This is a genomic window from Acidovorax sp. LjRoot66 (genome assembly GCF_964253305.1).
Classification (GTDB): domain Bacteria; phylum Pseudomonadota; class Gammaproteobacteria; order Burkholderiales; family Burkholderiaceae_C; genus Acidovorax.
The window spans coordinates 3,334,364-3,353,635 of record NZ_CAXUQU020000001.1 but is presented as its reverse complement, the minus strand read 5'-3'; the positions used below and the strand labels follow the sequence as shown (position 1 = coordinate 3,353,635).

Below are 19,272 nucleotides of genomic sequence, written 5' to 3'. Positions count from 1 at the left end.
GCCGTTCAACGGCTGCGGCCCATGGCGTACCGCTTACCCGCCCTCCTCAACCCCCCGCACGCCGCCACACCAGCCCCAGCGCCTTGAATTTCTGCCAGGCTGTGGCGCGTTCGTCCGAGAGCACGTCGAGAAAGTCCGACAGGCGCTTGGACTTGACCATGGTGTAGATGGTCAGCGCGGTGGTCAGCACGAACACGAGGGCGAAGATCCCCAGCTTGCGGCCCAGGGGGGCATCGGCCTCGGCCAGCAGGTTCATGCCCAGGAAGCCCGTGGTCACGGTGCCGATCAGGCCGAAGATGGTGACGACCGTGAGCCGCACAACGGTGTTGGCCTGGCGGCGCAGGCTGTCGGCGTCCAGGTACTGGTTCATTTCGCCGATGCGCTCCTTGACCTCGGTGTACAGCGGGTCGAGCCCGAGGTGGTTGGCGCACATGCGGAACAGGGCGCGCACCTGGGCCTGTTCGGACACCTCGTGGAACCAGTAGCGGTGCGTGAAGCGCAGAAAGCCGGCAAAGCTGTCGCGGATGGTGCGCTTGAAGCGGCGCACGCTGGCGGCGTCGGCAATGTCCAGGTCTTTCAGGGCCTCGGCCAGCCGGTCCGAGAACATCAGCAGCGCCGCCTTCTGGAAGTGCGCGATCAAAAACAGCAGGAAGTGCTGGTGCCGGAACTGCGCCAGCACGCCCCGGTCGCGGCAGACGTAGAACGGGCTGCCGGCATTGCCCAGCACCAGCAGCGAGTGGCCGCTGCAAAGATAGCGCGTGTTGGGGGCGGCACCGCTGCTGCTCCAGAAGCGGTCGTAGCAGAACCGCTTTTCAAAGTCGGCCAGGTGCTCTTCGGAATAAGGCAGGCAGGTGTCGTCGTCGCTGGGCGGGGCCGCCCCCGTGACCAGGCCGAAGCGGATGAAGTCGCTGCGGCTGAGCGCGCGCGGGTCGTCCAGCGCCAGAAAGGCCAGCTGCGGCATGCGGTAGTACTCGATCTGGCGGTAGCGCAGGGACCCGCTGCGTTCGGAATGGTCGCTCACCAGCGGCTCCAGCAGCCAGGCCCAGTGGGCCGAGATGCGCGGGGCGCGGTGGCTGCTGACGTGTGCCATGAAGAGGTCGCGCTGGTTGGCGTCGGACGCGGCCAGCACCTGCCCGGCGGCGTCAAGCCACTCGGCGCTGTACAGGCAGTGCTGGGCATGGCCCTCTGCATCCCAGCCGGCGGGGTAGCCACGGCCGAAGCGGTACAGCAGCTCCTGCGCCTGGGCGAGCTGCAGGTCGCGGGCGCTGACCTCGACATTGAGCAGCACCAGGTCCAGGTCGAGAAAAAAGTACAGGTCCACATGCACGATGTCGAGCGTGATCGGCGCATCGCCGGGGCGCAGCACCGCCCGCACGGCGCTGACGTCGCTGCGCCGGAACACCCGCATCGGCGAGCCGGTGGCGCGGGCGCCTTCCCGGCTGCGCCCTTCGCCATACAGGAAGCGCTGCACATAGGGCAAAAAGGTCACGAACTCGTTGTAGTGGCGTTCGTGAAAACGGCTGCTGTCGCCCGTGAATTCGTCCACCACCTCGCGCCAGGGCGAGGCCTGCTCGCCCATGTCCGCCAGCAGTTGCCAGGGTTTGGCATGCCGGCCCTCGGAGCCCCGCACCGGCATCAGGCGCAGGGGCCACAGCAGGACCTGGCGAAACTCCCGCACGCAGGCGGGGTGGGACTCAGCGGACATGGGTGGCCTTTCGTGGGGAGCCCGGCAAAGTCGATGCTACCCAAAACTGCGGGGGATGGGTTGCTCGCGCAGCCGTCGAGTGCCCCGTTCAGCGGGTGAACGAAGGCAGATCGTCATCAGGCCGCGACGCGGCCACTCTCGGCCAGCCGTTTGAGCGATGCCAGGGTGATAGGAAGCCCGGTGCGCAACGGGTTGCCGACGATGGGGCCGAGCACAAAAGACAGTGCACCGGAAAAAATCACTCGGTGGACGACTTCGGTGCCTGCCGCCGTGGGGTGGAGCTCGTGCTCGAACAGCATGCGAAAGAGGGGAATGCGGGACTCGACGGTGAACGATTGGTTGGGCACCACGGAGATGAAATCCATGGGGACCGCCATCCCCTTGGGCGGCGTGATCCGGCCCTTGCTCCCGGTCTGGAAGGGGCCGTCAATCGATGAGTCCTTGGTATCCGGGTCCCAGGTTTTCCAGTTGCCTACATCCGCGTAGATGGCGAATATCTTCTCGGGCGGCACGGAGACGGTGACTCGGCTTTCCACTTGCATGCGGGGACTCCTGTAGGGCTTACCGATGATTCAACGAAGCCCCAGACTCTAACGGCTCTGGCAGGTGTGCCGCGCACAGAGTCGCACAGAGGCACACGAAGGCGCGCCAGGGCGAATGGCGGCGACCCTGGGTTCCGGTGCCAGGGATCAAGCACGCCGCCCCCGCCCGGCCGCCTTGGCGCGGTAGAGCGAGGCGTCTGCACGCTCCATAAGGCCGCGCCAGCCGTCGTCGCCCGCAAAGGCCACGCCGACGCTGGCGCCGATGTGCACCCTGCGCCCGCCCAGGTCAAAGGGCTGGCCGGCGGCGGCCACCAGCTTGTCGGCCACCTGCTCGGCCGCTGCCTGGCCGGGCATGCCGCCCAGCACCACCACGAACTCGTCACCGCCCACGCGCGCCACCAGGTCCAGGGGCCGCACCAGGGCGATGAAGCGCGCGGCCACCGCCTGCAGCAGTTGGTCGCCCACCGGGTGGCCCCAGGTGTCGTTGACGGGCTTGAAGCGGTCCAGGTCCACGTACAGCATGGCCACGCCGTGTGCTTCGGCCAGGGGGATGCGCTGCAGGTGCGCCTGCAGGCCCTGCCGGTTCACCAGGCCGGTGAGCGCATCGCGCTCGCTCAGGCCGATGAGGCGTGACTCGCGCTGGCGGTGGATGGTCACGTCGTCCAGCACGGCGATGAAGCCATCGGGCTGGCCGCTCTCGGACTGGCGGGGCACCAGGCTGATGGCCATGTTCCTCGGGCGCCCGCGCAGCTGCAGCACCAGCTCGAAGGCGGTGGGCTCGCCGGCCAGCGCCTTGTCGATGAAGCCCATGCTGTCGCGCAGCTCGGCCAGCGGCACCACCTCGCCGATGCGCCGGCCCACGATCTCTGCGCGCGTGGGGCCCACGAGCTTTTCGAACGCGGAGTTGACGAACTCGTAGCGGCCTTCGCGGTCCACCACGGCGATCACGTCGGGAATGGCCTCGGCAATCGAACTCAGGGTGCGCTGCTGGCGGAACAGGTCGGCGCGCGCGCGCTGCTGCGCAGAGATGTCGCGCATCACGGCCGTGTAGCGCACCACCCGGCCATCGGCGTCGCGGTGGGACAGCACCGAGTGGTCCACCGCAATCGGCTGGCCGGCCACCAGCACCGTGCTTTCGCCCATCCACACCCCGGTCTTGATCACCGACGGCATGACCTCGTCGCGGTAGCGCCGGGTGGTTTCGGGCGTGTTGAAGTCGGTGAAGCGGTGCTGCGTGACGTCGTAGCCGTCGCCGTAGCCCTGGGCCTGGCGCGCGGCCGGGTTCATGTAGGTCACGCGCCCTTCAGCGTCGGCCTGCACCACGAAGTCGGGCGTGGCTTCCAGGATCTGGCTGAGCATGTGCAGCGACTCTTCGGCCCGCTTGCGGTCGGTGATGTCCTGCAGCGCACCCACCACGCGCACCGGGGCGCCCAGTTCGTCGTATTCGGTGTTGCCGATGGCGCGCGCCCAGACGCGCGTGCCGTCGGGCCGGCGCAGCGGGGCTTCGATCTCCCACTTCTCGCCGGTGGCGATGCCTTTTTCAAAGGCGGCGATGAGGCGCTCCTGCGCGCCGTCCTCGTAGAAGCCGACCACGCCGGGCAGCGTGGGCACGAAGACATCGTCCACGCCATGGATGCCTCGCACCATGGGCGACCAGTGGACCTCGCTGGTGTGCAGATCCACCGTCCAGGGGCCCACCAGCGCCAGCTCGCCCATGCGCTGCAGCAGGGCCTGGTTGGCCTGCAGCTGGCGCTCGGCGGTGTGGCCGTGGCTGGCTTCGCGGATGAACCCGGTGGCACCAATGCCCCCTGCCATGCGCAGCGGGGCGATGGACAGCTCCACAGGCAGGCGGTGCCCGTCCTTGTGCAGCGCCTGCAGCTCGAAGCGGCGGCGCAGCACGGGGCCCTCGCCCGTGCGCTGCAGCCGGGCCATGCCATAGAGATGGGCGCTGCGCAGCTCGGGCGGGATGATGAGCTCGTGCATCGGGCGCCCCATGGCTTCATCGTGGCTCCAGCCCAGCGTCGCCTGCGCCTGGTGGTTCCACTCGGTGATGAAGCCGCCGGGGTCGATGCTGATGAAGGCGTCCTGCGTGCTGACCAGCATGCTTTGCAGTGCCTCGTCGCTTGCCGACCGGGCGGGCAAGGTGTGCGGACTGCCTGATAGGCCCGGGGCCAGGGAGCCTGGCGCCCGCGCATGCGGGTCGCTGCCCAGCGGCTCGCGCAGGTCCCAGCGGGGACGCTGGCTGGCAAAGGCGCTGCGTGTGCTGCGGATCGCGCCCGGGTCGTCGAGCGTGCCCACCGCCACCTCGACCACGTCGGGCCGGCCCTCCTCCAGGCGAAACAGCTGGCTGCCGCACTGCGGGCACAGCTGGCGCACCGCGTGCTCGGACGACTGCCAGGTGTGCAGGGCGCCGTAGGTGCGCAAGGTGGCACGCTCGCCCTCCAGCCACGCCATGCCGGCCCCGCCAGACGCCCGGCGGCAGCTCTCGCAGTAGCACACGGCGGCCTCCAGCTCCAGGGCATGCACCGCGTACTCGACGCGGCGGCAAGCGCATCGGCCTCTCATCACCACCGGAGCTGTTCTCATATGCGCCCTCCAACCCCGGCGTGCATCCCGGGTTCTGTTCTTGTGCTTTGCCATGCAGGCAGCAGCGGCGGTCCACCGCAGGGCTGCCCTCGCTCCCTGCCCAAACCCTAACCGGTCTTGCCCCCGGCCCCTGTAGGACAGCGCCCACGCGCACCCTGCAGCGCGCTCGTCCGCCGCGCCACCAGTGTGCAGTTGGATTGCCAATCCGGCAATCCAGTCGTCGAAAAATGGCGCCCCAGCCGGGCTCGGCATGCGTTGGGGGCCGGCACAATGGGGTGCTTTTCGCCCGACCGTTCGGCCCTGCCCACCCCTGTCCGCCGCCGCAATAATCACCCCCATGGAAACCCTTGTTCTCGGCGCCGGCATCGTCGGCGTCAGCACCGCCCTGGCGCTGCAGCAGCGCGGCCACGCCGTGACCCTCGTCGACCGCCAGGCGCCTGGCCGCGAGACCTCGTACGGCAATGCCGGCATCATCCAGCGCGAGGCCGTGCAGCCCTACGCCTTTCCGCGCAGCATCGCCACGCTGGCGCGTGTGGCCACCGGTTTGAGCAACGACGCCCACTACCACTGGGGGGCCCTGCTGCACCTGGCGCCGCAGTTGTTCAGCTACTGGGCCGCATCGGCCCCTGCGCGCTACGCGCCCATCGCCCAGGCCTACAGCCGCCTGATCGAGCACTGCATTACCGAGCACCGCGGCTGGATCGAGCAGGCCGGCGCCAGCGACCTGGTGCACAAGGATGGCTGGCTGCAGCTGTACCGCAGCGGCCCGGCGTTCGACGCTGCGGCAAAGCAGGCCACCGCCGTCGCCGCATCGCACCACCTGGCCTGCAAGGTACTCGGCACGGCCGCCCTGGCCGCCGCGCAGCCGGTGCTGCAGATGCCGCTGGCCGGCGCCGTGCACTGGCAAGACCCCTGGACCGTGCGCGACCCGGGCGAACTGGTGGCGCGCTACGCGCGGCTGTTTGTGCAGCGCGGCGGGCAACTGGCCACGGGCGATGCGTTGACGCTGCACCAGCAAGGCAGCGGCTGGGCCGTGCAGGTGGACTCTGGCAGCATCAGCGCGCAGCACGCCGTCATTGCCCTGGGCCCCTGGGCCGGCGCGCTCACCACGCGCCTGGGCTACCGCCTGCCGCTGTTCAGCAAGCGCGGCTACCACCGCCACTTTGCGGGCGGGCCCACGCTGACCATGCCCGCGCTGGACATCGAACGCGGCGTGATGCTGGCCCCCATGGTGCGCGGCCTGCGCCTGACCACCGGGGCCGAATTCGCCCTGCTGGATGCACCCGCCACCCCCGTGCAACTGCGCCGCGCGGAGATCTCCACCCGCGAACTGCTGCCCCTGGGCGAGCCCGTGGAGGCCACGCCCTGGCTGGGCGCCCGCCCCTGCACCGCCGACATGAAACCCGTGCTCGGCCCCGCTCCGCGCCATGCGGGCCTGTGGTTCAACTTCGGCCACGCGCACCAGGGCTTCACCCTGGGGCCCGTTACCGGCCGGCTGGTGGCCGAGCTGATCAGCGGCGAGGCGCCGTTCGTGGACCCGGCGCCGTATTTGGCGCAGCGGTTTTTGTAACAGCGCAGTCCGCGCACGGGGCGCGGTCCCGCCCCTCGCCCCGCGCTGCAGTGCGTTTGGCGGTAAGCCCTGCTGGCATCACCCATATTGGCGATTGTGGTGATCGCTCCATTGCTTTGAAATCAAGAAACCAATGGATACAAGTGTGTCCATGTGGACACATGCGCTTCGTGCGCGTTTTCCTTGTCACCCTCTGCCGGCCACCACAACCCCAAGAATCCCACGCCGGCTCAACTTCGATCCATCACCGACATGCGCCTTACCTGCACGCTCAAGAAAATTGCCGCCGCCACCGCCATCGTCGCCAGCCTGGGTGCCGCCAGCCCCGCATGGGCCGACATCACCGCATCGGCCACGGCCAGCGGCCCATCGAGCGCTTACACCCTGGTTGCCCGCGTCACGCCCGAAGCCCAGTACGTGGGCCGCGGCAAGCTGTATTTCGTAATGCTGCACGGCTCGCAGATCTACGCGCTGTCGGAGACACGTGGCTTCGTCCCTTACACGGGTGGCGAACCGCCGGAATACCGCACCATCTCCCAGGCCACCGAGACCATCACCGTGCAGGGCTGGAACACCACGGCCCAGGCCGGTGCCTCGATCTTCGTGGGCTTTGGCACCGACGTGATGGACATGGTCAACAACGGCAGGTTCAAGCTGGTGGCAACGCTGCCGGCGGCGCCTGCGCCGGCGCCGACGCCCACACCGACCCCAACGCCCCCGGTGACCACCAACCCCTATGCGGTGCACAACGGCACCTATATGTGCTACGACGACTATGGCCGCTCGGGCACCGTCACCGCCACGTTCACCGCCAGCAACACGGTGATCGACACCACCCGGCTGACGACGATTCCGGTGTACTCGTACAACCTTTCGCTGAGCACCATCGTCAGCCAGCCCGGTTACAGGACCTACAGCAGCACGAGCCTGCCGCTCAAGCTGGTCATGCTCAATCCGTCCGGGGGGCCTTACAGCTTGGCGATCGGCTACCAATCGAACGCCTACAGCAGCCAGATTGTTTACGTCTGCACCAAACGCTGAGACGGCGCGGCAAACGCAAGCAAGAGTGCCCTGCGGCAATCACCGCCGCGAGAACACGCTGGCGGCCTCGGTGCTTCTTTTGCAAGCGAGCCGGGCCATCCAGCACATCCCGTCACAGATTACACATTCACCGCCGCCCCATCCACCGCCCAGCGGCACTCCGCCATCCAAGTAGGCAACGCGGGGTCGCGCACCACGGGCGCCAGGGCGCGCAGTGCGGTGTTCATCTGGCTGTCGAACCAGTGCAGCTTCTGCTCGGCGAACTGGATGGACGACAGCGCCTGCAGTACCAGCTTGCCCCCATCCACCACCGGCAGTGGCAGCGCCGCGTTGAACGCCATGTCCAGCGACGGGTGCTCGCGCACCAGCTCCTGCAGAAAGGCGCAGGCCCCATCGATGGCCTGCGCATGCCGCGCGTGGAAGGCCGGGCTCATCTCTTCGGTGCCCAGGAACTTGGCAACGCCGGCGAGCGACTCGAACGGGGTGGGCAGGCGGGTAGGGGTGGGGGTTGTTGAAGGCATGGTGGCGGTCGGCTGGGCTGAGGAATGGCAACGGCAACCACGCGCAGGCGGTGTGGGCACGTATCCAACGTAACAGTATGCGCCCGCCACGTGCCCCGCGGCCCAGTCGGGGCGCAAAATGCACTGCGCGAGCCTGCTGCTGCTGCAGCGGCACCGCGTCCGTATCCACGTAAACCGCATTCAACGCCACCGCGTTGAATGCGCTGTAACCGGACATCGCCATGCCCACCACCGAGCCCCCAAGTACCCTGAGTAACTTGCGCAACCTCCTCGCAGGCGCCGCACTGGCACTGGGCTTGGTCGCCGCGCCCGCCTTCGGCCAGATCACCACGGTGGCCACCACCATCAGCGGCACCACGCAGGCCCTGAATTTCGCCGTCAGCGTCAACACCGAGGCCCGGTTCCTGGGCCAGGGCAAGCTGTACTTCGTGCTGCTGCACAACGGGCAGTTCTACCTGCTGTCCGAGGCGCGTGGCTTCGTGCCCTACACGGGCGGCGAGATCCCCGAGTACCGCACCATCCGCCAGGCGACCGAGACCATCGCCGTCAGCAACTGGAACACCCGCGCACAGCTGGGTGGCGCCATCTTCGTGGGCTATGGCACCGACTTCTGGGAGATGCTGGCCAGCGGCCGCTACCGCCAGGTGGCCACCCTGGCGGAGTACCCCATCCCGCCCGTGGCGGGCGATCCCTATGCGGCCTACAGCGGCGCCTACCTGTGCTCCAGCAACACGGGCGCCACCTACAACGCCACCGCCACCTTCACAGCCGCCCAGGCGGTGGTGGACACATCCCGCATGCCCGCCATTGCGGTGCCCAGCATCAGCGTGCCTTTCGACGGCCTGGGCAGCAGCGGCGACCGCATCTATGCCAACCGCGACTTCCCGCTGTACCTGGTGTCGCTGGATACGACGGCAGCCGCCCGCTACCCGCTCGCGCTGGCCTACCAGGCCAACGACTTCAGCGCCTCGCACATCTTCGTCTGCGCAAGGCGCTGATAGCGCCCTTCTCCCTTCTCTCCAGGCACCTCGCGCGCGGCTGAGCCCCACCGGGGGCGAAGCGCCTGCAGTGCGCCGTCCAGCGCCTCCCCGATACCGCCCGTCGGCGCGCAGCGCCATGTCGTGACATTTGGTTTCACGCCACAGTGTGCGCCCCACCCCGGTGATAGATTCGCCGGTCGCTCGGGCCACGCGCCGGGCGCTCTCCCGATCCACCGCCAACAGATACACACAACATGGCCGTTACCGTCTCCGACCTGCAGAACATGCGTTTTTCCGGCAACCCGCAGGCCGATGCCTTGCTGGGGGGCACCCCGGTGTGGAACTTCTGGCCCGACGGCCGCAAGGTGATCTACTACACCTTTGACGCGGGTGCCAGCAGCGAAGCGGCCAAGAAAACCGGCAGCGCGGTCACGGCCTTCAACGCCGACCAGAAGCAGTCCACCCTGCAGATCCTGCAGCACGCCTCTGCCGTCACCGGCATCGTCTTTACCGAGGTGTCCACCTCGGCCCAGGCCGACCTGCACTTCGCGGCCACCAACCTGCAGGGCCCCTCCACCGCAGGCCTGGCATCGTCGGGCTACAACTACAGCTACTCCGGCCCCAACCAGGTGGTGGGCTCGCTGAACATCGAGGCCGTGGTCTACCTGGACAATGTGGAGCACGCCGGCATCAACAACAAGCCCACGGCCGGCGGCTCGGGCTACGAGGTGCTGCTGCACGAAGTGGGGCATGCGCTGGGCCTGTCGCACCCCTTCGACTCCTCGCACCCCCTGCCCTCGGCGCAGGACAACACCAACAACACCGTCATGTCGTACACACATGCCGGCCCGAACAAGACCACCTTCCAGAGCTACGACCTGCTGGCGCTCGACTGGCTGTATGGCCGCGACGGCCTGGGCGGCACCTACGGGTTCAACTCGACCAAGGGCCCGACGCTGACCTTCGATGCAGCGCCCGCACCGGCCCCGGCACCTTCCCCCGCCCCGGCACCGGCACCCACACCCGCTCCAACGCCGAGCCCAACACCCGCCCCTGCGCCCACAACACCGACAACGCCCACGGCCCCAACCACCCCCACCAAGCCCACGCCCGCACCAACACCTACGCCCACCAATCCCAACCTGCCCACGGGCAACCAGGGCACGGGCGATGCCGACCTGTTCAACAGCAAGCCCGCCACCGAGACCTTCAACGGCGGTGCGGGCGTGGATACGCTGGTGGCCCACGGCAACCGCGGGCAGTACACGCTGCAGCCGCTGTCGGGTGGCAACTGGCTGCTCAACGACAAGGGCACCGGCCTCGACGGCATCGACACCCTGCAGCAGATCGAGCGCGTGCGCTTTGCAGACCACTCCGTGGCGCTGGACCTGAACGGCGCTGCCGGCACCGCCGCGCGCCTCATCAGCACCTTGCTGGGCTCCGACGCGCTGAAGAACAAGGGCCTGGTGGGCGCCGTGATCAAGGCCGTGGACGAATCGGGTGCCACGCCCCAGCAACTGGCAGAACTGGCCCTGGCCGCCGTGGCCGGCCCCTCCGCTACGCCCCAGCAGGTGGTGGCCCTGCTGTACGCCAACCTGTTCGGCACTGCGGCCGATGCCGCCACCGTGCAGAACCTGGCAGGCCTGCTCCAATCGGGCAGCTACACCGGCGCATCGCTGACCTGGGCCGTGGCCAGCTCGGACCTCACGGCCAGCAAGATCAATCTGGTGGGGCTGAGCCAGGTGGGGCTGGAATACATCTGAACCGAACGGATGCGCAGGGACGGCCTGCGCATCCACGGCCTTGGCGCAGCCCTACCTTTGGGGGATACCGCCCGCCAGAAATTTGCGTTTGAATCACGTTCGATGCTCCTTGGCAAGCCATTTTTTGCCAAGGGCAGCCATGTTCGCCCCCGGCGACTGCAGGCCCCGGAGAACAACTCCCCGCTGGTGCCAAGGTCCCGGGCGCACAACACCTGGCCAACCCAGTGACTGGGGCATTCCCAACGTGATTACCGCACTCTTCGAATTCACCCGCTCCGGCGTCTGCAGGTTTGCGCCCAGCGTATCCGCCTCCACAGACGCCCAGGCCGTGCTGCTCAACTGGACACTGATGGCCAACGACCGCGCATTCCGCACGGTGCTCGACCTGCCCGACCGCCTGGTGGCCGAACTCAGCTGGAACGAGCGGCACGACACCGCCCAGCGGCACGACCTCGACTCCTGGGCCCGCCGCCTGGACATCACCGTGTCCAATGCACTGCGCATGTCGCACAGCGACTGGCAGACCGCACGCCCCCTGGCGGCGTAAGGCGCCTCGCCCGCCCCCGCCCCGGGTCAGCCCACGGTGCCTGCCGGCACCTGGCAGGGCCTGATCGCACCGCCGCCCGATACACCGCCGTTGCAGTGAACAGAGCGGCCCGCCGGGCTACTCCGGATAGGTTACGGTACCCTCGCCAATAATCACGGGGCCTTCGCACTGGACCACAAATCCGGGACCCGCTCAATACCCCGACTTCCCGCCAACAGGTGAACAAACGCCCGCTCCTCAGACGCGGACTTCGTCGATCTTGCGCTTGCGCTCCAGCGGATCGGGCCCTTCGCACCAGCACCTCCAGCGCCTGGGAGCCAAGGCTTCCTTCCATACCCCGCGTCAGCGGCCGAGTCATGAAGGAGGTGGACTTGACGGCCTCGCGCGCCGTGCCCTTCAGGTGCGAGGGCAGGAACATCTTTTCGATGGCGTCGCCGCCGGGCACCAGCTTCATCGACAGCACGGACGCCCCGGTACCTACCAGCAGTGCGCGGTTTGCGGCCGCCGCGGCCAGGATGCTTCGGGCCTTGTCTTCGCCGTGCTCCCGGGCCAGTTGCTGGAACTCAGGCTCCGCCGCAAAGGCGGACGTGGGCAGCTTTTGCAGCTCTGCATACAACTCGTTGGCGACCGAAGCGCCCTGCTGCGCAGCCGATAGGCGCGAGTCCCCAGAGCGGGGCAGGGCAATCCAAGCGCCAGGACTCCGGCCCCGGCCTGCCGGCAACCATCTTGCGCGGGCTTGCAGCTCGCGAATGAAGGGCTGGATCAGGCCATCTGCGTCTGCAGAGAGCGCGACTGTTCAGCTGTTGGCTGGAAGCTGAGGGTATTGAGAGGTGCCCCCATGGCTCAGCAAAAGCCTACCAACTGAAGCTACAGCAAATGGATTTCGTAAAACCTAGAGCCCAGCTTGGGCTGCACTGCGTCCCATGACATGAGTCCAAAATTCAAGGAACCATTGCCCAATCCGTCTGCCACAACAAACTTGCCATTTTTTTTCCAATGCAAGCACAACCCGACCTCGCATGGCCGACTCTCCAATCTAGGATTTACAGGATTTTCCTTGATGATGGACAACCCAAGCAAAAAATCCCCGACAAAAGCATTCCAGTATGCTATTGAAAAAATGGGATCTGAAGAATCAACAGGAAATATATCCACATCCTCGTCCATTGGATGGAAATCAGGATCTCCAGCCTCATCCCTGTCAAGCCAAACAATGACGCTGTTCAGGCTATCGTCACCCGCCATTCCAAGGACCCGGCCATCTTCGAATGTGAGCGCCAACGGCCCTTCCGTCCTTTCAAAAACCCGGGAAAATGGAATCCCTCCCTCGACTGCAGCAACGTCCTTGGGCGAAAGACTGTACCTCCTCATCGACAAGAGCCTTTTACCCAAAAAACTCTTAAATAGCAAAGCCGATTGAGATGGCAGCGCCGCAGAATATGAATCCATCATCTTTTCCCCATATTTCTCGCCATTTCAATCAGCAGATCAATCATTTTCATATTCTCCTTCTTATACCCCTTCTCCACACCCATTGGATCAGATATTACCACGCCGCCATCCCTATTCACAAGAAATTGCAAATCCTTGATTTTTATCTCAGCGTTTAGCAATTTTTCCTTTATCAGCATCAAGTCGGCAATACTCTTTCCATTCAAAACACCTAGATCACCAACCACCGTGACACGGCCTCTGATCACTTTGACCGCATCTTTGGTCCCCGCCTCAAATCGATCGTACACAAGCGCAGGGCGATCACCTACCATGATCGGCCCCCTGGCGTTAACGACGGGAAGGCCCATCTCCTTTAGTTGGCCAAGCAGTTTCAACTCGCTTTCCAATTCACTGATGCGGCCTGAGTGCAAGACGCCAACGGCGTACTTTTCGCCATAGGCGAATACATCCTTGGTGCCCCCTTCGCCCAGTTTGGGCCCCAGGTCCGAAAGGCCCAGGTTGGAGAAATCATCAGCTGCAGCTCCAGGTTCCGCACCATCGAACTCCTTCATGCCATTGCTGGTTGGCGCAGTTTCAGTCCCTGCCGGATCGCCTGCCAGATTGTTGTCTGCAAGTATTTCTTGAGCAAGTGCCGCTTCGTTGGCCCAGACCGTGACCTCCTTTTTTCGCACCTTCACATTGGCAACTCCACCGTTGCGAAGAACCGCGAGGATTTTCTTGGGATCGCCCTTGATCTTGAGCACACCCGTTTCGAGCTTGGTTGCCACCATCGGCGCGGGCGGAGCAGTGGCTGATCGCCCATCCTGCACTGGCACAGCCTCCTCCTCGTGATCAGCCGTTTGCGCCGTTGACAGTAGTGCGGGTGCCACCGGTGCTGGTGCTGCCAAGGCCCGCTTCGCCCGCTCGACACTCCCCGCTGTGACGATCACACCCTCTGGCCCATCGGTCATGGCACCCCGGGGGACGCCCGCATCCTCAAGCCACTGGCGCACCGCCTTGGTGTCGCCCTGCACGTCGAGCATGCCGCCCTCGCGCATCGACATCTGCACCGATGGTGGCGGCTGCCTTACCGCATCGGCATCAGCGCCAGGCTGTACCGGTGCCAGCACCTGCTGGGCCCGTGCAGCCTGCTCGGGCCCGACCCATACGCTGTCGAGCCACATCCACACCTTGTCCAGGGCCTGTTCACACCCATTTCGGGGTCGCGAAATTGGTGTGAACAGGCCCTACAGCGCGCGGTTTGCGGCCGCCGCGGCCAGGATGCTTCGGGCCTTGTCTTCGCCGTGCTCCCGGGCCAGTTGCTGGAACTCAGGCTCCGCCGCAAAGGCGGACGTGGGCAGCTTTTGCAGCTCTGCATACAACTCGTTGGCGACCAAAGCGCCCTGCTGCGCAGCCGATAGGCGCGAGTCCCCAGAGCGGGGCAGGACAATCCAAGCGCCAGGACACCGGCCCCGGCCTGCCGGCAACCATCTTGCGCGGGCTTGCAGCTCGCGAATGAAGGGCTGGATCAGGCCATCTGCGTCTGCAGAGAGCGCGACTGTTCAGCTGTTGGCTGGAAGCTGAGGGTATTGAAAGATGCCCCCATGGCTCGGCAAAAGCGTACCTACCAACTGAAGCTACAGCAAAGGCACTTCGTAGAATCGGGAGTTCAACTTGGGCTGCACTGCATTCCATAGCATCAGCTTGTTGGACCCCCAATAGTCATCGCCTTGCCCTCCCAGTATCGCTGCAAGCTTGCCATTTTTTTGCCAGCTCAAGCACAGAGCAACCTCGCACGGCCGATTCTCCAGTCGAGGATTAATCGGATTTTCCTTGATGATGGACATGCCAATCAATTGATCACCGACAAAATCGCGCCATTTCGCTTGCGAAAAGACCGGATCCGATGCTTCAATTGGAAAAAGCACACCCTCCTTTTCGCTCATCGGCGTGGCGCCAAGCCGCCTATTTCTGTCACTGTCAAGCCAAACAATCGCACTATTAAGGCTGTCATCCTCCCCAACCCCGAGGATTCCGGCTCCTTCGAACGTGAGACCCAGCGGCCCTTCAGTCCCTTCAAAAACACGCGAAGGCGACTCTTCCATTTCGGCTCCCGCCTCTTCCTTGGGAAATATGCTGTATCTCGTGAATGAAATCAGCTTGCGCCCCAAGAAAGTTCGGAGAAGAGGAATAGATTGAGATGGCGTCGGTTGATCTTTATATTGGTCAATCATTAGAATCCCTATTTTCCTTCGGCCAATTTTACCAAATAATCGATCATCTTTATGTTTTTTCGATAACCCACACCACCCACCGCAAGCCTTAATGGGTCAGATATCACAATACCACCATCTTTTCCCACAAGAAACTGCAGATCGGATATATGCAACTTGGCCCCTTCAATTTTTCCTCTGATGAGTATCAAATCAGAAATACTTCGCTTATTCAACAAACTTAGATCGCCGACAACCGTCGCATGGCCATCCACCATTCTGACCGCATCTTTGGTCCCCGCCTCAAATCGATCGTACACAAGCGCAGGGCGATCACCTACCATGATCGGCCCCCTGGCGTTAACGACGGGAAGGCCCATCTCCTTTAGTTGGCCAAGCAGTTTCAACTCGCTTTCCAATTCACTGATGCGGCCTGAGTGCAAGACGCCAACGGCGTACTTTTCGCCATAGGCGAATACATCCTTGGTGCCCCCTTCGCCCAACTTGGACCCCAGGTCCGAAAGGCCGAGGTTGGAGAAATCATCAGCTGCAGCTCCAGGTCCCGCACCATCGAACTCCTTCACGCCATTGTTGGCTGTCGCAGTTTCAGTCCCTGCCGGATCGCCTGCCAGATTGTTGTCTGCAAGTATTTCTTGAGCAAGTGCCGCTTCGTTGGCCCAGACCGTGACCTCCTTTTTTCGCACCTTCACATTGGTAACTCCACCGTTGCGAAGAACCGCGAGGATTTTCTTGGGATCGCCCTTGATCTTGAGCGCACCCGTTTCGAGCTTGGTTGCCACCATCGGCGCGGGCCGTGCAGTGGTTGATCGCGCATCCTGCACTGGCACAACCTGGTCCTCGTGATCAGTCGTTTGCGCCGTTGGCAGTGGTGCTGGTGCTGCCAATGCCTGCTTCGCCCGCTCGACACTGCCGGCCGTCACCACAACCTTCCCCGGCCCATCCATCATTGCGCCTTTGGGGATGCCCGCGCCCTCAAGCCACTGGCGCACCGCCTGGGTGTCTCCCTCCACGTCGAGCATGCCGCCCTCGCGCATCGTCATCTGCACCGGTGGTGGCGGCTGCCTTACCGCATCGGCAGCAGCGCCAGGCTGCGGCTGCGCCAGCACCTGCTGGGCCCGTGCGGCCTGCTCGGGTGCTACCCATACGCTGTCGGTCCACATCCACACCTGATCTACCCCGGCAGCGCGCAGTCGCTTGTCCAATTGCCAAGGGTCTCCTTCCACGCTCAGCGTGCCTTTGTCGGACAGGTGCATTGCGCCAACAGGCGCTTCCACCGCAGCATCAGCAGTCGACTCGGGCGCGGAAGTGCCTTGGGGGAGTGCCACATGCGAGTACGGCACGATCTCCTGCTGTGCATCTGCAACTTCAGCACCGGTCTGATGCGCGATCGTCCCAGCCTCGCCCCCGGGCACAGCGGGTGCCGCCAATTCGTCCATATGGCCGCTTGGCAAGGGCTGCGCATTCCTTTCCATGGATGAAGAGTCCACCGCCTGCGGCACGGCCGAGGCGACCGGGGTCACCGGCTGGCCTTGCACCAGGGACCGGAGCAAGTCGTCTCCATACCCACTGCCGCGCTCTGCAGCGCCCGCCGAGTTATCCAGCACGGGGTTGTAGGCATCGGGTGGGCCTTGCTGCGCGTGGCCCACCGGGCTATCCGGGCCGGGGCGAAGGGGTGCAGCCTGCACCCGGGTTCCTTTGGAACCGCTCGGTACTGTGCCAAGGACGCCCCCGACAAGTGCGCTGCGGCCGGCGTCATCGAGCAGGCCCTTGTCCTTGCCCGACACATGGATGTCGACAGCGTTGCTGCCGATGGTGTTGGCCGACTCCTGGATGGCCCCGGTCAGGCCCTTCGTGGTGATCTCTGAGCCGGTCGCCAGAAGGCGCCTGCCGGCATCGGCCAGCACCTGGGTGCGCACCGGTGGCGGGATCTTGAGCACCATGTCCTTGATCGCTTGCCCCGCAGGCAGCGGCAGCTTCTCGCTGGCGGCCGCCAGCCCTCCCTTGAGCGCGGCGGCCGCCGCACTGTCACCCTCTGCGTAGGCGGATCCAGCCGCGCTGGCCGCCATGGGCGCCGACAGGCTGGACTGCGCGCCAGGCACCATCATGGCCGCGAGAGCCTGCGCTGCAGGCAGGGAGTTGCCTGCCAGTTGGACCGTCATCCAGCGGCCGAACTCGCCGTTGTCCCAGGCTTGCGCCGGGCCTTGGCGCGACAGGGTGGAGGCGTAGCCTTCGCTCATCTGGCGCAAGTCATCCACCAAGGGCATGTTGGGTACACGGCCGAATACGGGAGAGCCGCCGCCATCGACCAGGACCTTGTTGACACCCTCGGTGACCAACCCAGTCGCCACCGACGGGACATTGAGCGTCCCCGCCAGCGAACTCGCCGCGCCCTGCTTGAGGGCGGCCTTGACGGGGTTGGCTTCGGCATAGGCCTGCACCCTGTTCAAGGGCGTAGGCGCCCGCATCTGTGGCGAATTGGCGATGCGCTGGCGCTGCTCGACGGCTTCTGCATAGTCGCGGCGGGAGAGTCTTTCGGCCTCGGCCAGGTCCATGCCTCTCGCAGCGCCGACCACATCGGGGCCCTCCAGCACGCTCTTCCACTCCGGGCGCGGACCGTTGGACGCCTCGATGGCCGGCCTCATCCAGGGCATCACTGCTGCGGCAGCACCTTTCACCAGGCCGTAGGCCTGGTCTGCAGCGTCCGACAGGATCGACGCCTGCCTGGGCGCATCCGTCCTGCGCGGGTCATCCACCTTGCGGCCATCCTGTGCGCGCGCGGCCGGCTCCATATCCACCATTGAAGTCGCCTGCCTACCATCGCCAGGCCCCAGCGCCACCAGCTCGAACGCAGACCAATCAATGCCTGCATTGGAAACCTCTGGCTCCTCCACCAGTTCGAAGCGGGACCAATCCATCACTGCGCTTTCGCCAGGGGCTCGGGCCGGCCATTGCGCACGATGTACCGCTGGCCGCTGGCGTCGCGGACCACCGTTCCGTCCTGCGGCGCGGACGACAGCGGCCGGCGCGCACCAGCGCTGGTGCTGGCGCCCACCCGCGAGCCAGTGCCGGCCTCGCCTATTTGGACCGGGGCCGTGGGGCGCAAAGCCGGCTCAGGCCTTGGACGCTCACTCGGGCGCTCGGGCTGCACGGCGCTGCTGCGCTGGAAGGCCGCAGCAGCATCGAGGGCAGAGCCGCCGCCCTGCTCCACGGCCACGGCACTGGCCTCCCCCCGGTCGTTCAGCCCGAACTGCCGCTCTCCCCGCGCATGCACGTCGAGCTTGCCCGGGTCCAGGAACAGCGTGTACAGCCGCTGCAATGCCTGCGCGCCCTTCTCGCGGTCGTAGGCGGCGCGCTCCAGCGTGGTGGTGGGCGGCGCAGCGTCCATGCTGCCGGCCCGGTCGTAGCGGGCAAAGTCGCCGGCCGTGGGGGCCACGGCGTTCATCACGGGCATGCCAAAGCCCACGTCGGCCAGGCGCAGGCCGGCGTCTTCATGGACGGCACGCACGCGGTTGACCAGGTCCTGCCGTTGCTCGGGCGTCCGGGCGCGGGCGGCTTCCTCCATCAGGTTGAAGCCCTTGCCGCTGCCAGCACCACCAGCGGACCCGACCCGCGTCTGCTCCTGCTGCCACTGCCGGTCGGCCGTGCGTTGCTGTTGCAGCTCCAGCGCGGCCTGCTGCTTGTCCTGCAGCAGCGCGCGCTGTGCCTGCAGTTTCTCATCGTCGACCGCCATGGCCGACATGCCGCCGCCCACGCCCTGCAGCGTGCCGCCCAACAGGTTGGCGAAGAAGCTCATTGCATACCCCCTTGCAATGGCTGTGGTTGCTGCTGCGCCATCTGCGCGAGGTTCAGGCCCTGCGGTCCGGGCGCGGGCCCGGGCGCCGGCAGCGGCTGGCCACCGGGTGGAGCACCGGGCGCAGGCATCAGCCCATCCTCGGCGTCCATGCGCATGTACTCGGCGATGGACTCCTGCATCACCTGCTGCAGGAAGGGTTCGAGCTGCTCGTCCGGCACCATGCCCGCGTCGTTGGCCAGGGCGGCCACGTCCTTGACGAACTGCACGCCCACGTGCAGCAGCACGGCCGGGTCCACGGGCTGGCCGGCCTTTTCGGACTGCGTGGCCAGGAAGCGCAGGGTCTGCGTGCCGAACTTCACCGCTGCGCCGGCAGGGTCGATGTCCATTGCGCCCTTCCATTCCACCGCAGACTCGCCCAGCAACTGGCGAGCGCGGCCCAGCAGCATGTCGAACTGGGCCTGCTGCTCTGCGCTGGCAGGGGTCTTGCCGCCGGTCGTGCCTGTGGTGGGCGAGTGCGCGGGCGCACCCTGTGCCATTTCGTTGAGGTTCATGGTCG

Annotated in this window: 16 protein-coding genes; 5 read left to right on the top strand and 11 right to left on the bottom strand. The window is 65.8% G+C overall.

Annotation, left to right across the window (positions count from 1 at the left end):
* Nucleotides 1-46: 46 nt before the first annotated feature.
* From ACSQ3Y_RS15815 to ACSQ3Y_RS15805, 3 genes are all read right to left on the bottom strand, one after another.
* A complete protein-coding gene (locus tag ACSQ3Y_RS15815) occupies nt 47-1,705 on the bottom strand; it encodes a hypothetical protein (protein ID WP_436177997.1) in 1,659 nt (552 codons plus the stop codon).
* Between the two features lie 116 nt (nt 1,706-1,821).
* Entirely contained in the window at nt 1,822-2,247 is a 426-nt protein-coding gene (locus tag ACSQ3Y_RS15810; RefSeq protein WP_436177996.1) for an SRPBCC family protein, read from the bottom strand.
* A gap of 147 nt (nt 2,248-2,394) precedes the next feature.
* Nucleotides 2,395-4,833: a PAS domain S-box protein gene (locus ACSQ3Y_RS15805; RefSeq protein ID WP_436177995.1), complete on the bottom strand. Its 2,439-nt coding sequence runs from the start codon at nt 4,831-4,833 to the stop codon at nt 2,395-2,397.
* A gap of 337 nt (nt 4,834-5,170) precedes the next feature.
* Between ACSQ3Y_RS15805 and ACSQ3Y_RS15800 the strand changes: the two genes are divergently transcribed.
* On the top strand, nt 5,171-6,403 hold the full coding sequence (locus tag ACSQ3Y_RS15800) for an NAD(P)/FAD-dependent oxidoreductase (RefSeq protein WP_436177994.1): 1,233 nt from the start codon (nt 5,171-5,173) through the stop codon (nt 6,401-6,403).
* Between the two features lie 252 nt (nt 6,404-6,655).
* Nucleotides 6,656-7,444, top strand: a complete 789-nt coding sequence (locus tag ACSQ3Y_RS15795; RefSeq protein WP_436177993.1) for a hypothetical protein — start codon at nt 6,656-6,658, stop codon at nt 7,442-7,444.
* A 119-nt stretch (nt 7,445-7,563) separates the two neighbouring features.
* Here ACSQ3Y_RS15795 and ACSQ3Y_RS15790 read toward each other — a convergent pair whose 3' ends face one another.
* Nucleotides 7,564-7,965 (bottom strand): hypothetical protein, encoded by a 402-nt coding sequence (locus ACSQ3Y_RS15790; protein WP_057268258.1) that lies wholly within the window; start codon nt 7,963-7,965, stop codon nt 7,564-7,566.
* 221 nt (nt 7,966-8,186) lie between these two features.
* On the opposite strand from ACSQ3Y_RS15790, the gene ACSQ3Y_RS15785 reads away from it, so the two are divergent.
* The 3 genes from ACSQ3Y_RS15785 to ACSQ3Y_RS15775 all read left to right on the top strand — a co-directional run bounded on the left by ACSQ3Y_RS15785 (nt 8,187) and on the right by ACSQ3Y_RS15775 (nt 11,255).
* On the top strand, nt 8,187-8,963 hold the full coding sequence (locus ACSQ3Y_RS15785) for a hypothetical protein (RefSeq protein ID WP_436177992.1): 777 nt from the start codon (nt 8,187-8,189) through the stop codon (nt 8,961-8,963).
* 236 nt (nt 8,964-9,199) lie between these two features.
* Nucleotides 9,200-10,708 carry a M12 family metallo-peptidase gene (locus ACSQ3Y_RS15780; RefSeq protein ID WP_436177991.1) on the top strand — a complete coding sequence of 503 codons (1,509 nt, stop codon included), beginning with the start codon at nt 9,200-9,202 and terminating at the stop codon, nt 10,706-10,708.
* 244 nt (nt 10,709-10,952) lie between these two features.
* A complete protein-coding gene (locus ACSQ3Y_RS15775) occupies nt 10,953-11,255 on the top strand; it encodes a hypothetical protein (RefSeq protein ID WP_057268261.1) in 303 nt (100 codons plus the stop codon).
* 867 nt (nt 11,256-12,122) lie between these two features.
* Here ACSQ3Y_RS15775 and ACSQ3Y_RS15770 read toward each other — a convergent pair.
* From ACSQ3Y_RS15770 to ACSQ3Y_RS15740, 7 genes are all read right to left on the bottom strand, one after another.
* Nucleotides 12,123-12,704 carry a hypothetical protein gene (locus tag ACSQ3Y_RS15770; protein ID WP_436177990.1) on the bottom strand — a complete coding sequence of 194 codons (582 nt, stop codon included), beginning with the start codon at nt 12,702-12,704 and terminating at the stop codon, nt 12,123-12,125.
* Complete coding sequence (locus tag ACSQ3Y_RS15765) at nt 12,704-13,873, bottom strand: hypothetical protein (protein WP_436177989.1); 1,170 nt, start codon at nt 13,871-13,873, stop codon at nt 12,704-12,706. Before ACSQ3Y_RS15765 ends, ACSQ3Y_RS15770 begins: the two co-directional genes overlap by 1 nt.
* 63 nt (nt 13,874-13,936) lie before the next feature.
* A complete protein-coding gene (locus ACSQ3Y_RS15760; protein WP_157412573.1) occupies nt 13,937-14,086 on the bottom strand; it encodes a hypothetical protein in 150 nt (49 codons plus the stop codon).
* Between the two features lie 240 nt (nt 14,087-14,326).
* Complete coding sequence (locus ACSQ3Y_RS15755; RefSeq protein WP_305745432.1) at nt 14,327-14,923, bottom strand: hypothetical protein; 597 nt, start codon at nt 14,921-14,923, stop codon at nt 14,327-14,329.
* A gap of 8 nt (nt 14,924-14,931) precedes the next feature.
* Nucleotides 14,932-17,838 (bottom strand): hypothetical protein, encoded by a 2,907-nt coding sequence (locus ACSQ3Y_RS15750; protein ID WP_436177988.1) that lies wholly within the window; start codon nt 17,836-17,838, stop codon nt 14,932-14,934.
* Entirely contained in the window at nt 17,838-18,716 is an 879-nt protein-coding gene (locus ACSQ3Y_RS15745; RefSeq protein WP_057203432.1) for a hypothetical protein, read from the bottom strand. Before ACSQ3Y_RS15745 ends, ACSQ3Y_RS15750 begins: the two co-directional genes overlap by 1 nt.
* Nucleotides 18,713-19,267 carry a hypothetical protein gene (locus ACSQ3Y_RS15740; protein ID WP_436177987.1) on the bottom strand — a complete coding sequence of 185 codons (555 nt, stop codon included), beginning with the start codon at nt 19,265-19,267 and terminating at the stop codon, nt 18,713-18,715. The genes ACSQ3Y_RS15745 and ACSQ3Y_RS15740 overlap by 4 nt, the downstream gene beginning before the upstream one ends.
* Nucleotides 19,268-19,272 lie beyond the last annotated feature (5 nt).

Bases quoted from the DNA above. Each gene is read 5' to 3' on its own strand.
- ACSQ3Y_RS15815 (WP_436177997.1), bottom strand. From the start codon at position 1,705: ATGTCCGCTGAGTCCCACCCCGCCTGCGTGCGGGAGTTTCGCCAGGTC.
- ACSQ3Y_RS15810 (WP_436177996.1), bottom strand. From the start codon at position 2,247: ATGCAAGTGGAAAGCCGAGTCACCGTCTCCGTGCCGCCCGAGAAGATA.
- ACSQ3Y_RS15805 (WP_436177995.1), bottom strand. From the start codon at position 4,833: ATGAGAACAGCTCCGGTGGTGATGAGAGGCCGATGCGCTTGCCGCCGC.
- ACSQ3Y_RS15800 (WP_436177994.1), top strand. From the start codon at position 5,171: ATGGAAACCCTTGTTCTCGGCGCCGGCATCGTCGGCGTCAGCACCGCC.
- ACSQ3Y_RS15795 (WP_436177993.1), top strand. From the start codon at position 6,656: ATGCGCCTTACCTGCACGCTCAAGAAAATTGCCGCCGCCACCGCCATC.
- ACSQ3Y_RS15790 (WP_057268258.1), bottom strand. From the start codon at position 7,965: ATGCCTTCAACAACCCCCACCCCTACCCGCCTGCCCACCCCGTTCGAG.
- ACSQ3Y_RS15785 (WP_436177992.1), top strand. From the start codon at position 8,187: ATGCCCACCACCGAGCCCCCAAGTACCCTGAGTAACTTGCGCAACCTC.
- ACSQ3Y_RS15780 (WP_436177991.1), top strand. From the start codon at position 9,200: ATGGCCGTTACCGTCTCCGACCTGCAGAACATGCGTTTTTCCGGCAAC.
- ACSQ3Y_RS15770 (WP_436177990.1), bottom strand. From the start codon at position 12,704: ATGGATTCATATTCTGCGGCGCTGCCATCTCAATCGGCTTTGCTATTT.
- ACSQ3Y_RS15765 (WP_436177989.1), bottom strand. From the start codon at position 13,873: ATGTGGCTCGACAGCGTATGGGTCGGGCCCGAGCAGGCTGCACGGGCC.
- ACSQ3Y_RS15755 (WP_305745432.1), bottom strand. From the start codon at position 14,923: ATGATTGACCAATATAAAGATCAACCGACGCCATCTCAATCTATTCCT.
- ACSQ3Y_RS15750 (WP_436177988.1), bottom strand. From the start codon at position 17,838: ATGGATTGGTCCCGCTTCGAACTGGTGGAGGAGCCAGAGGTTTCCAAT.
- ACSQ3Y_RS15745 (WP_057203432.1), bottom strand. From the start codon at position 18,716: ATGAGCTTCTTCGCCAACCTGTTGGGCGGCACGCTGCAGGGCGTGGGC.
- ACSQ3Y_RS15740 (WP_436177987.1), bottom strand. From the start codon at position 19,267: ATGAACCTCAACGAAATGGCACAGGGTGCGCCCGCGCACTCGCCCACC.